At 45.6% G+C, this 15,549-nt stretch carries 9 protein-coding genes; 5 read left to right on the top strand and 4 right to left on the bottom strand.

What is annotated here, in order from left to right:
• Positions 1-64: 64 nt before the first annotated feature.
• Entirely contained in the window at positions 65-1,246 is a 1,182-nt protein-coding gene (locus ACZ5DR_RS14230; protein WP_377367340.1) for an EAL domain-containing protein, read from the bottom strand.
• Positions 1,247-1,261: 15 nt separating this feature from the next.
• Positions 1,262-3,406, bottom strand: a complete 2,145-nt coding sequence (locus ACZ5DR_RS14225; protein WP_377367338.1) for a methyl-accepting chemotaxis protein — start codon at positions 3,404-3,406, stop codon at positions 1,262-1,264.
• Between the two features lie 398 nt (positions 3,407-3,804).
• On the opposite strand from ACZ5DR_RS14225, the gene ACZ5DR_RS14220 reads away from it, so the two are divergent.
• Positions 3,805-4,950: a patatin-like phospholipase family protein gene (locus tag ACZ5DR_RS14220; RefSeq protein WP_377367336.1), complete on the top strand. Its 1,146-nt coding sequence runs from the start codon at positions 3,805-3,807 to the stop codon at positions 4,948-4,950.
• Positions 4,951-5,034: 84 nt separating this feature from the next.
• On the opposite strand, the gene aceF is transcribed toward ACZ5DR_RS14220, so the two are convergent.
• Both aceF and aceE read right to left on the bottom strand, forming a co-directional pair.
• Positions 5,035-6,993 (bottom strand): pyruvate dehydrogenase complex dihydrolipoyllysine-residue acetyltransferase, encoded by a 1,959-nt coding sequence (aceF, locus tag ACZ5DR_RS14215; protein WP_377367334.1) that lies wholly within the window; start codon positions 6,991-6,993, stop codon positions 5,035-5,037.
• Positions 6,994-7,078: 85 nt separating this feature from the next.
• Positions 7,079-9,745: a pyruvate dehydrogenase (acetyl-transferring), homodimeric type gene (gene aceE / locus ACZ5DR_RS14210; protein ID WP_377367332.1), complete on the bottom strand. Its 2,667-nt coding sequence runs from the start codon at positions 9,743-9,745 to the stop codon at positions 7,079-7,081.
• A 776-nt stretch (positions 9,746-10,521) separates the two neighbouring features.
• On the opposite strand from aceE, the gene nadC reads away from it, so the two are divergent.
• From nadC to ACZ5DR_RS14190, 4 genes are read left to right on the top strand one after another with little or no spacing between them, the layout of a single operon-like run.
• Positions 10,522-11,376 carry a carboxylating nicotinate-nucleotide diphosphorylase gene (gene nadC / locus ACZ5DR_RS14205; RefSeq protein ID WP_377367330.1) on the top strand — a complete coding sequence of 285 codons (855 nt, stop codon included), beginning with the start codon at positions 10,522-10,524 and terminating at the stop codon, positions 11,374-11,376.
• On the top strand, positions 11,376-12,590 hold the full coding sequence (locus ACZ5DR_RS14200) for an acetate/propionate family kinase (RefSeq protein ID WP_377367328.1): 1,215 nt from the start codon (positions 11,376-11,378) through the stop codon (positions 12,588-12,590). The genes nadC and ACZ5DR_RS14200 overlap by 1 nt, the downstream gene beginning before the upstream one ends.
• A 14-nt stretch (positions 12,591-12,604) precedes the next feature.
• Positions 12,605-14,701 carry a phosphate acetyltransferase gene (gene pta / locus ACZ5DR_RS14195; RefSeq protein ID WP_377367326.1) on the top strand — a complete coding sequence of 699 codons (2,097 nt, stop codon included), beginning with the start codon at positions 12,605-12,607 and terminating at the stop codon, positions 14,699-14,701.
• Positions 14,702-14,755: 54 nt separating this feature from the next.
• Positions 14,756-15,502: a putative metalloprotease CJM1_0395 family protein gene (locus tag ACZ5DR_RS14190; protein ID WP_377367324.1), complete on the top strand. Its 747-nt coding sequence runs from the start codon at positions 14,756-14,758 to the stop codon at positions 15,500-15,502.
• Positions 15,503-15,549 lie beyond the last annotated feature (47 nt).

Here is a 15,549-nt window from a genome sequence, read left to right as displayed (position 1 = left end):
GTCCCGAATATCGGCGAGAGTTTCAACGCCTATCAGGCGTAAAAACAATGATTTAGGCGGTCATTTAGACCGCCACATTAATATCTACTAAGAGCACACTCCCATTTTTAAGACGCACCGCCGCGGTTTTACAGTGTTTGCCAGAGTGAATGTCCAGGTATTCGTCCGACACAATAGCTCGCTGTGAACAACTTGCCTGACAAAAGTAGGGACGCCAAGACCAGTTCACAGCTTTCCATTGAGTCTGCTCATCGACAAAGCGTCCCTCATTGTTAAGTACATAGTTGGGACACTCCTGATACCCCTCACTGTCAGCGATAAAATATCTCAGCACCCCTTCTATGGAGGACAGCTTAGCTTCCATAGTCTGCTGCCCCGCCATGGTTTCCAAGTCAAGCAGTGTCACTTCATCTAAAATCGTTATCAGCGCATTATAGCGTTCAGACGAACGAATACTCTCCTCTTGCATGTGCTTGAAGAAGCGTTTGCGCAAGGCGCTAATTTGCGTTTGAAAAGTATCTTTTGATAAGAATTCTTTTTGGGCAGGGGAAAACAAGAAACCTTGCATATAATGAGCCCCACAACTTAGACCAAAAAAGAATTCGTCTTCTGTTTCCACGCCCTCGACGACAATGACTGCACCACTCTTAGTACAAAAATCCACTATGGACTTCACCGCAGACCCTGCTAACAAACCGCCTACTGAAGCCAACTTTAATAACTTCATATCCAGTTTGATTACATCAGGTTCAAGGGCGATAGCACGATCAAAATGGGAAAAACCAGAGCCAAAATCATCTACCGCAATACGCATTCCTGCATCACGATAGACCGACACCAGTTTTTTAAGATCTGAAACCTGTCCTTTCGTTTCAAGAAGTTCAATAACGACTTGGTTCGGCTTAAGAGAAGATCGCTCAATCATTTCAATGGTATGAATGATTGGGCGATCTTGATCATATTCAATCAACTCAGGTGAAATGTTCAGCGTTAAGCGGGTACCGTCAGGCAAAAGCGAGGCTTTAGTGATGGCTTGCGCTCGGACATACTGATCAATTTCCCGACGATCTTTTAACGAAATGGACGTATCACCAAATAAATAAGCCGCAGATGAAACATTAGCTTCGTCATCTTCATAACGTGCCAATGCCTCAAATGCTGTTATACAACCCGTAGATACTTCGACGATAGGCTGAAAATAGGGAATCAGTCCTTTTTTCAACAACGCCATCTCGGCTTGGCTCATTTTTATTCTCCATACTTAGGCAGCACTCACCTTAAATAATCCCACCAAACGTGACAAGGCATTTGCTTTCGCCTGCACCTGATCCGCATTGGCTTTCACCAAGCGAATACTTGATCCCATCTGTAATGCACTGGCTGCTACTTGATGGGCATGGTCACCATTTTTCTGGGTGGTGTCTGAAATTTGCTCAATGATTCGGAACATATCCGATGCAGCATTAGAGAGTGTATCACTGTCATTTGAAGCTGCTTCATTTTTTAGCAAACTTTCGTTCACATCCTTTATACCCTGCTCCATTAATAGTACGGCACGATCCGTTTCAGATTTGATTCCTTCTACCACGTTACCTATGTCTGCGGCGGCTGCAGCAGTACGATTTGCAAGGGCTCGCACTTCATCGGCCACTACTGAAAAGCCTCGCCCATATTCGCCTGCTCGAGCCGCTTCAATGGCTGCATTCAATGCCAATAAGTTGGTTTGGCTGGTGATATCGGTGATTTCGTTAACAAAGCGTCCTACATCCTCTGCCTGCTGACTCAAAAGGTTAACGGAATCGGCTGAGGTTTGAACCACATCCCGAATGGTTTCAGTACTTTGACGCACCAATACATATTGAGAATGGGCGCCTTGCACAGCTTTTTCCATGGTGGTTTTCATCACGCTTACACTACCATTGGCTTTCTCAACATACCCAGTTTGCGACTGAACCACACTTAACGAATCACTTGCTGCATCTTGCACCGCTTCAGCAGCTTGAGAAGCCTCTTTGTTAGAACCTTCCATTTGTTGGGTCAAAGACGATACTTCTTTAGCGGAGACAATGACCTCGCCAACAATCTGGTCTAAATTATCAACAAAGCTATTAATCCAACGACCAAGATAACCTGCCTCATTGGGCGGCAATCGAGAAACATCCATGCGCTGGGTTAAATTGCCTTCCCCCTCAGCTAAACCACGAATGACTTTAGCCATCCCCCCTAGTTGACGGGACAGTTTTGCGGGACCTTTTGCAGAGAAAAGCAATGACAGCAAAAATGCTACAAGAGCAGATAACCCAAGAGAGGCATAGACAGGCAAATCGGTGAAGGCATTGAGCCCAAATTGAACACCTAGGGTCAGCACCATGCATAGCCAATACATTCGCATCATGGTGTATTGAACAGAGCGTGGACGATACACCTCCTCCACATCGCCCTCACACATCATCCCCCATCGATCATCTGATCCTTTTAAGGTGAAAGTAACGCCCTTACCAATCACAGGTATGTGCCTATAATCTGAGTAACCTGGATATTTCACATAAAGGTTACTGCCATTCTTAATGGTTTCACGAACACCTGGGTGCAGCTGTCCTGTGGAGGGATCCGTAAACATCACTTCCAATTCTGTATGTTCTTTAATCTTTACAGTCCCGAAAGGCGTATTAACCCCTTGTTTAAGGTTCTCACCCAAGAAAAATGTGTCGTCTTCAAAACGTGAACGGCTTAAGGCGATGCCTGGTTTAATTTCTGGGTCAAATGATGACTCAACCATGAATAGATAATTATCACCCGACTCATTAAAGATATGGCCAGCTTCACGTTGAATCAAATCACTGAATACATCATTTGGAATTCGAGCCGCCAGCAACATGCTTTCACCGTCAAAAGTCACTGGCTGATAGAACATCATGGTCATCTGATCATGAAATTTTGAAGTAGTCGCCCCTAAAGCAAGTGTTACAGGGTCTCGATATGGCCCATGAAGAAAAGGCTTCTCTAGGGCCCGCTTGATGGCTTTAGTTTGCTCATGAACTAAGCCAGTTCGACTAGACTGACTAGAATAAAAAATTGTGCCATTTGATTGAATTAGAGATATTTCAGAAGCTTCTGGTAAGGACTGTGAAACAGTTGCTAGGGTACCGGAGAGATATTTCTTATCGATCGTGGATAAGGTTTGTGTCGTTTGTTCAAGTCGCTCCCAAACATTATTGGTAAATTGTTTTAGTAGCCTTACTCGAGTATTTGCGACACCTTCAAATGTCATTTCTATATCTTTATAGGATTTTCGGTTTAAGAAACAACTCCAGCCTAACTTGAATTTGCCGTTCGCACCGAACCATTTTAACCATTTCTTTTCATCTCGACTTAGCGCCATCGCATCACTAGCCAGTTGTGTCATAGTTCACCCTTCTATGGATTATAATAAATGCCCTCTTAACGGAGCTATTTAACCCACAGCAAAGCTCATACCAGAACTCAAAAGAATAGAATACGTATTCCAACACCTAAACTCTCAACACAAACGCAATCACTAGAGATAAACAAAAATTTGGACATAAACACTGGATTACAATTAGATGTCAGAAATATTAATCAACCGCACTGGATTATATCGATATAAATATAATTTATAATTCATCCGCAAAACCTTCTCACCTCCGTGAAGAGTTAACAAAAATAGCTTACACAACAACAAAATAGCACCAATTAAGAACATAACTTTACATTTCGCACCAAAGGCAATCACCGGAATATCAACTATCCTTATAGATGGAAAGTTGTTTGAGGGGCCAGGTTATGACGTTAGGAAAATCTGCGTTGCTGTTGTCTGGAGGTGGTGCCCGAGGAGCCTATCAAGTGGGGGTCTTAAGCGCCCTCAGCACAATGATGCCAAAGGGCTCCCCAATACCTTTTCAGGTGTTGTGCGGAACATCTGCAGGAGCATTGAACGCTGCCTTTTTAGCTACTCAAGCGAGCAATTTTAACAAGGGCGTCAAGCAGCTTTCGTTTATCTGGCGACACTTAACCCCTGACCAAATTTATGAAGTAAGTCGATGGCCACTTGCCTCCTCTATTACTAAAACGCTTGCGGCAGCTTTTCTGCGCCAAGGGCACGGCACTTCCCTATCTCTTATGACAAACGCCCCTTTGGCGTTATTACTAAGGCGTTATTTAGATTTAGATAAAGTCTCCATTGCCCTAAATCAGCGTTTAATTGAGACTCTGGCAATCACTGCTATTAACTATTCTGCTGGCAGTTCCACCACTTTTTTTCAAACGTCCAATAGCACGCTTGCCGGTTGGGCTCAAGGCAGAAAAGTAGGCGTAAGAGAGCCTATCACCATAGAACATTTGTTAGCATCCAGTGCCATACCGGGCATTTTTCCACCAGAAAGAATTAATGATCAGTACTTTGGTGACGGTGCCGTTCGACTAGGGTCAGCTATCCGTCCTGCTATCAATCTTGGTGCTGAACGTTTAATGCTTATTGGTGTAAGTGATAATCGCCAAGCAAAAGATTGGTCCCAAGCCCCAACGGCACAGAACACTCAGGAGCCCTCAATCGTTCAAGTATTAGGGCAACTACTCAACAGCGCATTTATAGACACAATTGATCAGGACATCGCTCATATAGAGGAACTTAATCAGCTATTGTCTCTAATACCTGAAGAACAACGACCAGCGGATCTTGCTCATCGCAAGACTTTAGTGATTTCTCCTTCCATGGGCCTTAACGTTATCGCAAGAGAGCATTTGCATACTTTGCCAAAAAGCATCGCCAGATTGCTTAGGACGGCTACGGGCAATCGAACAGAGAACGCCTCTTCAGCAGCCAGTTACTTACTTTTTACCCCTGAATATTGTCAGGCTCTTATGGAGCTGGGGTATAAAGATGCCATGTGGCAAAAGGATCGTATTTTGGCATTTCTCGCCGGAGAGTAATTTATCAACTAATCACTAGCAAAAGTAGGCACAAAAAAAGCAGCCCTTAGGCTGCTTTTTTATGTCTTAAGCTCTGTTATCAGGTTACAGAGTTAGACGACGAACATCACTAAGCAAAGCATTCAAGTATGTCATGAAACGACCAGCGTCTGCGCCATTAACTGCGCGGTGATCGTATGACAAGCACAATGGCAACATTGTACGTGGCTCAAACTCTTTACCGTTCCAACGAGGCTCAACATCCGCTTTAGACACACCAAGGATGCCCACTTCAGGAGTATTCACAATTGGTGTGAAGCCAGTTCCCCCCATAGCACCAAGGCTAGAGATTGTGAAACAGCCACCTTGCATGTCAGCTGGTTTAAGCTGCTTAGCCAAGGCTTTCTTGATCAACTCACCTGCTTCAGTTGCGATTTCAACGACAGATTTTTTATCTGCATCGCGAAGCACAGGAACCACCAAGCCAACTGGAGAGTCAACGGCAATACCAATGTGAACGTATTTCTTCTGCACGACGCTTTCCCCGTCAGCATGCAAAGAAACGTTGAATGCTGGATTCTTAACAAGGGCTTGAGCAACCGCTTTGATCATAAATGGAAGTGGGGTTAATTTAACACCTTGTTTTTCCATTTCTGGCTTCAAGCTCTTACGGAAGTCTTCTAGATCCGTGATATCAGCCTTATCGAACTGTGTTACATGAGGAACATTCAACCAAGAACGCGTCATATTGAAAGACGTGATCTTCTGAATCTTACTCATTTTCACAACTTCGACTTCACCAAATTGGCTAAAGTCGATCTCAGGTACACGAGGAATACCTGCACCTTCAGCAACCGGTGCGCCTGCTGCTGGAGCAGATGACGCTTTTTGGACTGCTGCTTTCACGTAAGCATGTAGATCTTCTTTCGTGATACGACCACGAGGGCCAGTCGCACGAACCAAAGTCAAATCAACACCTAGCTCACGAGCCAATAGACGGACCGCAGGGCCTGCATGAACCTTTTTGCTTGGTGAGGACAAAACCGCACCTTGATCCACTGCTGGTGCAGCCGCTTTAGGCGCTTCTTGTTTCGCTGGCGCAGGTGCTGCCGCTTTTGGCGCTTCCTGCTGTGGTGCTGCTGCCGGAGCAGAACCTTCCACCTCAAGTTCAAGAATCAATGTGCCTTCAGAGACTTTATCGCCTTCTTTGATAGAAAGTGATTTAACAGTACCTGATTTAGGCGCAGGGATATCCATAGACGCTTTGTCAGTTTCAAGAACGATGATGGAATCACCTTCTTCAACCTTATCGCCCACTGCAACAGATACCTCAATGACATCAACATCTGTTGCGCCACCGATATCAGGAACATTTACGGACTCGACACCACCTGCCACAGGCGCTGCCGCCGGTGCTGGTGCAGCTTCTTCTTTAGCAGGAGCCGGTGCGGCCTCTGGAGCAGGAGCCGCTTCAGCAGGGGCTTCGCCTTCTGCCATGATAACCAAGATGTCATCACCTTCAGAAACCGTGTCACCTTCTTTGATTAACAGCTTAGAGATTTTGCCGCTAAACGGAGAAGGAATATCCATAGACGCTTTATCAGTCTCTAATACGATGATGGAATCACCTTCAGACACTTCATCGCCTTCAGCAACACAGACTTCGATCACATCAACGCCTGTTGCACCACCGATATCAGGCACAGAAACAGTTTGTTCAGCGGAAGCAGCAGGTTGCGCTGCTGGTTTTTCAGCCACTGGAGCTGCTTCTTGTTTAGGCGCTTCAGGCTCAGCTTCTTTTGCAGGCTCTTCAGATGCGCCTGCACCTTCTACTTCAAGGGTAAGAACTTCGCTTCCTTCGGAAACGGTATCACCCTCTTTCACTGAAATGGCAGTAACTTTACCCGCTAGCGGAGACGGAACGTCCATAGACGCCTTGTCTGTCTCTAACACAATAATGGATTGGTCGACTTCAATAATGTCACCAACCTTGACGCTAATTTCGATGACATCGACGTCAGTCGCGCCACCAATATCCGGTACTCGAATGATTTCAGTACTCACGGAAATCTCCTTTGTCGTAAAGACGCATCAAACTTTTACAAACTGGATCGGCTCACAGCCGATCCAGTCCCGATTATTCCGCTTATTAGCAGGTAACTGGGTTTGGCTTATTAGGATCTAGGCCAAATTTGCTAATGGCTTCAGCGACAACTTCAGGTTTTACCTTACCATCTTTCGCTAGAGCGCTCAGCGCAGAAACAACCACCCAGTAACGGTTCACTTCAAAGAAGTGACGCAGTTTGGCGCGGGTATCGCTTCGACCAAAGCCATCAGTACCTAGTACATTGTAGGTAGTGTTGATGAATGGGCGAATCTGATCTGCATAAAGTTTAATGTGATCTGTTGAAGCAATAACAGGACCCTTGTCCCCTAAGCACTGCTCTACGTAAGATTGACGCTGTTCTTCAGTTGGGTGAAGCATATTCCAACGGGTTGCATCCAGACCTTCACGACGCAATTCGTTGAAAGAGGTAACACTCCAAACGTCCGCGTTCACACCGAACTCTTCGCTTAGAATCTCAGCGGCAGCATCGACTTCACGCAAAATAACACCAGCGCCAAGAAGCTGAACAGTTTGCTTGTTGCCTTTTTTCTCAACAGACTTGAACTTGTACATACCTTTCAGGATGCCTTCTTCAGCACCTTCAGGCATATCTGGGTGTTCGTAGTTTTCGTTCATTACCGTTAGGTAGTAGAAAACACTCTCACGCTCTTGGTACATACGACGTAGACCGTCTTGTACGATGACCGCCACCTCATAAGAGTATGTTGGATCGTAAGAGACACAGTTAGGGATAGTACCCGCTAGAATGTGCGAGTGACCATCTTCGTGCTGTAGACCTTCACCGTTTAGGGTAGTACGACCTGCTGTGGCACCCAGTAGGAAACCACGTGCTTGCGAGTCACCTGCAGCCCAAGCCAAGTCACCAATACGTTGGAAACCAAACATTGAGTAGTAGATGTAAACAGGAATCATTGGGTAGTTGTTGTTGCTGTACGAAGTCGCCAGCGCCAACCAAGCAGACATAGCACCTGCTTCGTTAATACCTTCCTGTAGGATTTGACCCTTCTCAGATTCCTTGTAGAACATTACTTGCTGGTGGTCATGTGGCGTGTAACGCTGACCTTCAGAAGAGTAAATGCCAAGCTGACGGAACATACCTTCCATACCGAAAGTACGTGCTTCGTCGGCTAAGATTGGAACAACACGAGGACCAATGCCTTTGTGCTTAACCATATTGTTTAAGCAGCGAACGAAAGCCATAGTCGATGAAATTTCACGACCTGCAGTGCCTTTGAGTTGTGCTTTGAAGTCTTCCAAAGAAGGCACATCTAGTGCTTCACAATCCTTGCGGCGTACTGGGAAATCACCATGAAGTGCTTCACGACGTGAACGCAAGTACTTCATTTCTGGGCTGTCTTCCGCAGGACGGTAGTAAGGAAGGTCTTTCAGATCTTCATCACTGATTGGGATTCCAAACTTGTCACGGAATTGCGCCAAAGACTCTTCATCAAGCTTCTTAGTTTGGTGGGCCGTGTTTTGTGCTTCTGCAGCCTTGAACATACCGTAACCTTTAACGGTTTGCGCAAGAATAACAGTTGGTTGACCTTTGTGAGCAGTCGCTGCGGCATAGGCTGCATAGACTTTGTATGGGTCGTGACCACCACGGTTAAGGTTCATGATGTCATCATCAGACATATCCTTAACCATTTCTAGCAACTCTGGGTATTTGCCAAAGAAATGTTCACGAGTGTAAGCGCCGCCATTTGCTTTGTAGTTTTGCAACTCACCATCACAAACTTCGTCCATACGTTGTTGAAGCAGACCTTTATCGTCTTTTTCAAACAATGGATCCCAATGACGACCCCATAGACACTTAACGATGTTCCAGCCAGCGCCACGGAATACACCTTCAAGTTCTTGAACAATTTTGCTGTTACCGCGTACAGGACCATCAAGACGCTGTAGGTTACAGTTGATAACAAAAATAAGGTTATCAAGCTTCTCGCGGCCAGCCAGTGCGATGGCACCTAAAGATTCTGGCTCATCACATTCACCGTCACCTAGGAACGCCCAAACCTTACGGTCGCCTTGCTTAACTAGGCCACGGCTGTCTTGGTACTTCATAACGTGAGCTTGGTAAATAGCTTGAAGAGGACCAAGCCCCATAGATACGGTTGGGAACTGCCAGTAATCAGGCATCAACCAAGGGTGTGGGTAAGAAGATAGGCCTTTACCGTCTACTTCTCGGCGGAAGTTATCCATTTGTTCTTCAGTCAAACGACCTTCGATAAACGAACGTGCGTAAATACCTGGTGCGATATGACCTTGGAAAAACACCATGTCGGCTTCTTGTGTTTCACTAGCACCACGGAAGAAGTGGTTGAACGCGATGTCGTAAAGCGTTGCTGCAGAAGAGAAACTAGTAATGTGGCCACCTAGAGTTGAATCTTGGCGGTTCGCCTTCATTACCATCGCCAAAGCATTCCAACGAATGATTGAGCGAATACGACGTTCCATAAACAAATCACCTGGAAGTGGCTTTTCGTTTTGTGGCGCAATCGTATTACGGTAAGGCGTAGTGATAGAAGCAGGCATTGGAGTGCCGGATTTCAAAGCTTCTTTATTTAAGCGATCCAGAATGTACTGTGCACGTTCAGGACCCTCTTCTCGAAGGACAGAATCGAGAGAATCAACCCATTCTTTTGTTTCAATTGGATCGATATCTTCGAGGATATGCTGCTCCGTCATAGTGTTTATAACCCCCGCTATAAGAACAGAACTTCAAACCTACAAGTACATTTGGTTATGTAGTCACTTGTAGATCAGTTTAAATAGACTGTCGATTGCATACGTGTATGTAACCAGCCGATACCCACATAAATAACGCTTGCCGAATCATTGGCAATTTATTGTATGTAGGCTTGATCACAGAGGAGCTTGTTATTTTAATTAGATACTCTTCGCCATCTTCACCGACCACCCATCATCTTGGATAAGCCTATTTCCGTTTAAGAGATTTGAATAACAAATCTTTTGCCCACCCTAACTCTACGCACACTGTTTTGCAGTGCAACCAGTCAAAGTTTGCATAACTGTTGTCACTTTTAAATCCCTGCAAAGCTGATGATTGCTGAGATTTCACGCGCTCCTTTGCTCGAAGGGTGTCTTATTTTACACGCCTTAGTGACCTATATTCCCGTGAGTTGGTACGAAATTCGCGGCTAAGATTACCATCTAAACTAATAAACGCATAGCCACGTAATCACTCTACGTGCCCTAAAACCTATCAAAACCTCTCCAAAGTGGTTGTTTTTTGTGCAAAATTATTAAATTGGATTCCCTAAAGGAACCATAAGGCTAGTTAATTGAGCCTTTATTCACAACATCAATACACGTCATAATTAACAATTATCAATAAACTGGCTTTACAAATGTTTCGAAAGCGATTTCTAAACTGACTAAACACATTTAACTCGGTACAATTCCAGCATAAATACAACTTGATCGACAAAACAGGCACATTTATGGCAACGCTTGATAGCCAGCTCTTAGAAAACATTACCACTCATGTAACCCTTTCACTGCAAGAAGATATTGGCTCAGGCGATATCACAGCCCAGCTAATCCCTGAATCCAACACACTTACTGCCACTGTTATCAGCCGTGAACCAGCGGTTTTATGCGGCCAAGCTTGGGTTAACGAAGTGTTTAAACAACTTGATCCAAGTGTCGAAGTGAGCTGGTTAGCTAATGAAGGTGAACTGCTAGAGGCCAACTCCCCTTTTCTTACTTTAAAAGGGAATGCTCGCAGCATACTCACAGGTGAACGCACTGCTCTAAACTATCTTCAAATGCTTTCTTATACGGCTACCGTATCGAAAAAATACGCTGACTTAGTGAATAACCAAGCTTTAACCATTTTAGACACCCGAAAAACGATACCTAGCTTCCGCCTTGCTCAAAAATACGCGGTCACAGTGGGTGGTGCGGCAAACCACCGCATTGGCTTATATGATGCGTTTCTAATCAAAGAAAACCACATCATGGCTGCTGGATCAATTTCTGCTGCCGTAGAGCAAGCAAAAATCATTGCCCCAGGCAAACCCATTGAAGTTGAAACTGAAAACCTTGATGAAGTCGCTCAAGCGGCAAATGCCGGTGCCACTATTATCATGCTAGACAACTTCTCACTCGAAGATATGTCTACGGCAGTAAACCAGTACGGTGACAAAGTTAAGTTTGAAGCGTCAGGCAATATGACAGACGAGCACATTAAAGATGTTGCGGCGACAGGAGTGGACTATATTTCTGTGGGGGCATTAACTAAACATGTGATTGCGATCGATCTATCACTTCGAGTGATTAAGGAAAACCACTGATGACAGATCAAGTACTGGTAATTAATTGCGGCAGCTCATCTCTAAAATTTGCTGTCTTAGATGGCACTGAAAACCCTCCTATTCTTGAAGGCATTGCAGATCGCCTCGGCTCTGAGCATAGCTCGATTACTTTTAAGCACAATGGCACCAAACAAGAGCAAAGGCTTTATGACAATGACCATAGGGCCGCAGTAGCAGCGATCAAAAAATGGATCAATGAGCATCCCGAAGCCGACATATCCCTCGCTGGCGTTGGACATCGCGTTGTTCATGGAGGGGAAACGTTTAGCCAATCCGTAACCATTAACGATGAAGTGTTAAAAGGTATTGAGGATTGCTCTGTGTTTGCACCGCTCCATAACCCTGCACATGTAAAAGGCATCAAGGAGACCCAAGCACTGTTTGGAGACCTTCCTCAAGTAGCAGTATTTGATACTGCATTTCACCAAACCTTGAGCGCAGACCAATACCTCTACCCTATTCCAATGCGCCTATACCGTGAGCATCATTTTAGAAAATATGGCTTCCACGGCACAAGTTACCGTTACATTTCTCAAAAACTGTCTGAACTTGATCCCGCCTACGGAGCAGAAAACGCTTTAATCGCACATTTAGGTAATGGTGCAAGTGTGTGTGCAACCTGTAACGGTCAGTCCGTAGACACCAGTATGGGCATTACCCCGCTAGAAGGTTTGATGATGGGCACTCGCAGTGGCAGCCTCGACCCTAGTCTATTGTCTTTTATCGCAGACGCTGAAGGCATCACTATGGAAGATGCATTAAATGTGCTCAACAAAGAAAGTGGGTTAAAAGGTATTTCTGAGATTTCCAATGACTGCCGCACCCTTGAAACCGCACAAGCACAAGGCGATGACCGCGCTCAGTTAGCACTGGACATGTTCAGCTCCCGTGCGGCAAAACATCTTGCATCCGTTTCCACCAATCTTAGCTCACTAGAGCACTTGGTTTTCACTGGCGGCATTGGCGAGAACTCTCCTCTTATTCGTGAGGCAATTTGTCAAAGATTACAAACACTTGGCATTAAAATTGATAGAAACACTAACCAAACCGCTCCACGCGGTGAGATCTCATGCATCTCACTAGCTGACGCACCGGTTAAAGTTTGGATCATTCCAACTAACGAAGAACTTTTGATCGCGCAAGACACCTTGCATTTAATTAACCAAGACACTGCAACAACACACAGTGCCTAAGGATATAACACCCCATGTCTACTAATGTTTTAATGACAGTACCTACAGGCCCAGGCGTCGGACTTACATCCGTCTCCGTTGGTTTGGTTCGTGCGTTAGAACAGCAAGGCTTAAAGGCCAGTTTCTTTAAGCCGATCGCTCAACCACACCCTGGTGATGATGGCCCTGATCGCTCAACAGCGATGGTCGCCCAAGGTTCCACCCTGCGTCCAGCGGAGCCTATCCCACTGCATGAAGCAGAACGTTACCTATACAACGATAATATTGATGAATTGATGGAAGAAGTCGTAGGCCGCTTTCAAGCGAGCATTGAGCCTGACTCCACGGTAATCGTTGAAGGTTTAGCACAGATTCCGGGGCACCCTTATGCAACACGCTTAAACAAAGCCATTGCACGAACACTGGATGCTGGTTTGGTTTTGGTCACTGCTCCCAATAAAATGCGTGTCACAGAACTTGAACATCATGTGGAAATCGCTGCTGGCTCTTATGGCGGCTTAAAAGCAAATGATGTCATCGGCTGTATCCTAAACAAAACACAGCCAGGCTCTTTAGGCATGAAGTCCTACGGCGATTCATTCGCTCAACGCCCTATCTTCAAGCGCAACTTCAGCCTGTTAGGACAGATTCCGACCTCTGAAGAGTTGACTTATCCACGTGTCAAAGATGTAGCGGACTTCCTTGAAGCACGCGTCGTCAATGCAGGAGAAATGGACACTCGTCGCATCCACTCCTATACACTCTGTGCCCGTGGTGTTGAGAATGTACTTGAAGCACTTCGACCTGGCGTATTGGTGTTTACACCTGGTGACCGTACGGACGTCATCATGGCTACGGCCATTGCAGCCTTGAATGATACTAAGATTGCGGCACTGGTTTTGACCGGTGGCTACCAACCAAGTGAGGCCTTGATGACCTTATGTGGTAAAGCCATGGCGAAGGGATTACCGATCTTATCCGTTGACAGCAATAGCTGGGAAACCGCTATAAAAATGCAATCCTTTAACCAAGAGATTCCGCTGGATGACAAAGAGCGAATCTTAACGGTTAAAGAACACATTGCACGCTGTATTGATCACGATTGGATCAATTCTTTTGCTTTAAACAACGAAGAACGCAAGTTGTCCCCCCCAGCGTTCCGTTACCGTCTAATCGAGCAAGCACGTGCTCTAAATAAGCGTATCATCCTCCCTGAAGGTGAAGATATTCGAACCATACAAGCCGCCTCTATTTGTGCTGAACGAGGCATTGCACGTTGTACTCTTTTAGGAAACCCAGAAGAGATCCAGCGTATCGCACAAAATAATGGCGTAGAGCTTGGCTTTGGCGTTGAAATACTCGACCCAAGTACCATTCGCGATCAATACATAGCACCAATGGTAGAGCTACGTAAACATCGTGGCGTTACCAATATCATTGCCAATGAACAATTGGAAGACAATGTCGTACTCGGTACCATGATGTTGCAGCAAGATCATGTGGATGGCTTAGTTTCAGGCGCCATTCATACTACGGCAAACACCATACGCCCGGCACTACAGTTGATTAAGACCTCTCCAGAGTCCAGCTTAGTATCATCGGTTTTCTTTATGTGTCTACCGGATCAAGTGTTGGTATATGGAGACTGTGCCATCAACCCTGACCCTACTGCTGAACAATTAGCTGAAATCGCCATTGAGAGTGCCATGTCTGCTGAAGCTTTCGGCATTACCCCACGGGTGGCAATGATCAGTTACAGCACTGGCGGTTCAGGCTCAGGTAATGATGTAGATAAAGTTAGGCAGGCTACGGAAATCGCTCAACAGCGTCGTCCAGACCTACTGATTGACGGGCCACTGCAATATGATGCGGCCATAATGGAAAAGGTGGCTAAGCAGAAGGCACCAAACAGCAAGGTAGCAGGCAAAGCGACTGTGTTTGTTTTCCCTGATCTAAATACAGGCAACACAACCTATAAAGCGGTTCAACGTAGTGCAGAAGTTGTCAGTATTGGTCCTATGCTGCAGGGTATCCGCAAACCCGTAAATGACCTATCCCGAGGTGCCCTCGTGGATGACATTGTTTACACCATCGCCATTACTGCCATTCAAGCCGGACAGCTAACGAAATAAACCTTAGCTGGACAAAAAACAACCAAACCATTAAATTTATAAGGGTTTAGTGGTTTGGTTGATTTTATCATGTCAGGCAGTGTTGTTCATTCTATTGAAGCGCAAAAGTATGCTCAGGAGCAAAGCTCCTTAGGCAGCCTGTCCTCTGTCAGCACCGCAGACACTCAAGAATCCCCTACCACAGCACGTTCTACTTCAGACTTTACTGTCAATATTTCCGAAGAAGCCAAAAACCTGCTTAACGAAGAGCAAACTACAGAACAACCTCCTTCTGACGTTGATCAAGACTCATCAGACAGAGAAGAACAAAGTGGCACTGTGTCCGATAACGACACCTCAAGCATCGCATTGACAGAAGAAGAACAAGAAGAAGTGGATGAGCTAGAATCTCGAGATGAAGAAGTGCGTACCCATGAGCAAGCCCATGCTGCGGCTGGCGGACAATATGCCGGCAGCCCTTCTTATTCCTATGAACAAGGGCCTGATGGTAAACGCTACATTACAGATGGCGAAGTTCAAATTGACGTAAGCCCTATTTCAGGGGACCCACAAGCCACCATTGAAAAGATGAAACAAGTTTATCGTGCGGCCCTTGCACCCGCTGAGCCCTCTTCCGCCGATAGAGCTGTTGCCCGTGAGGCACAAGCGGCCATTGCAGAAGCTACTTCTGAATTAGCATCACAAGTGAGCAGCGCTAGTGATACGAATGAAAGCCTGTCTGCATCCAACCAATCTAGCTCTTCTGTTTTAACTTCTAATAGGGAGCAGCTTGTACAACAGCAAATTAACCTATACGCATAATTGATCAAAGTGCTCACAGGACGTGAACACTAACCCGAACAACTTCA

Source organism: Marinomonas vaga (genome assembly GCF_055388305.1).
The sequence above is the reverse complement of the archived record's forward strand: the minus strand, read 5'-3'. Positions and strand labels throughout refer to the sequence as shown.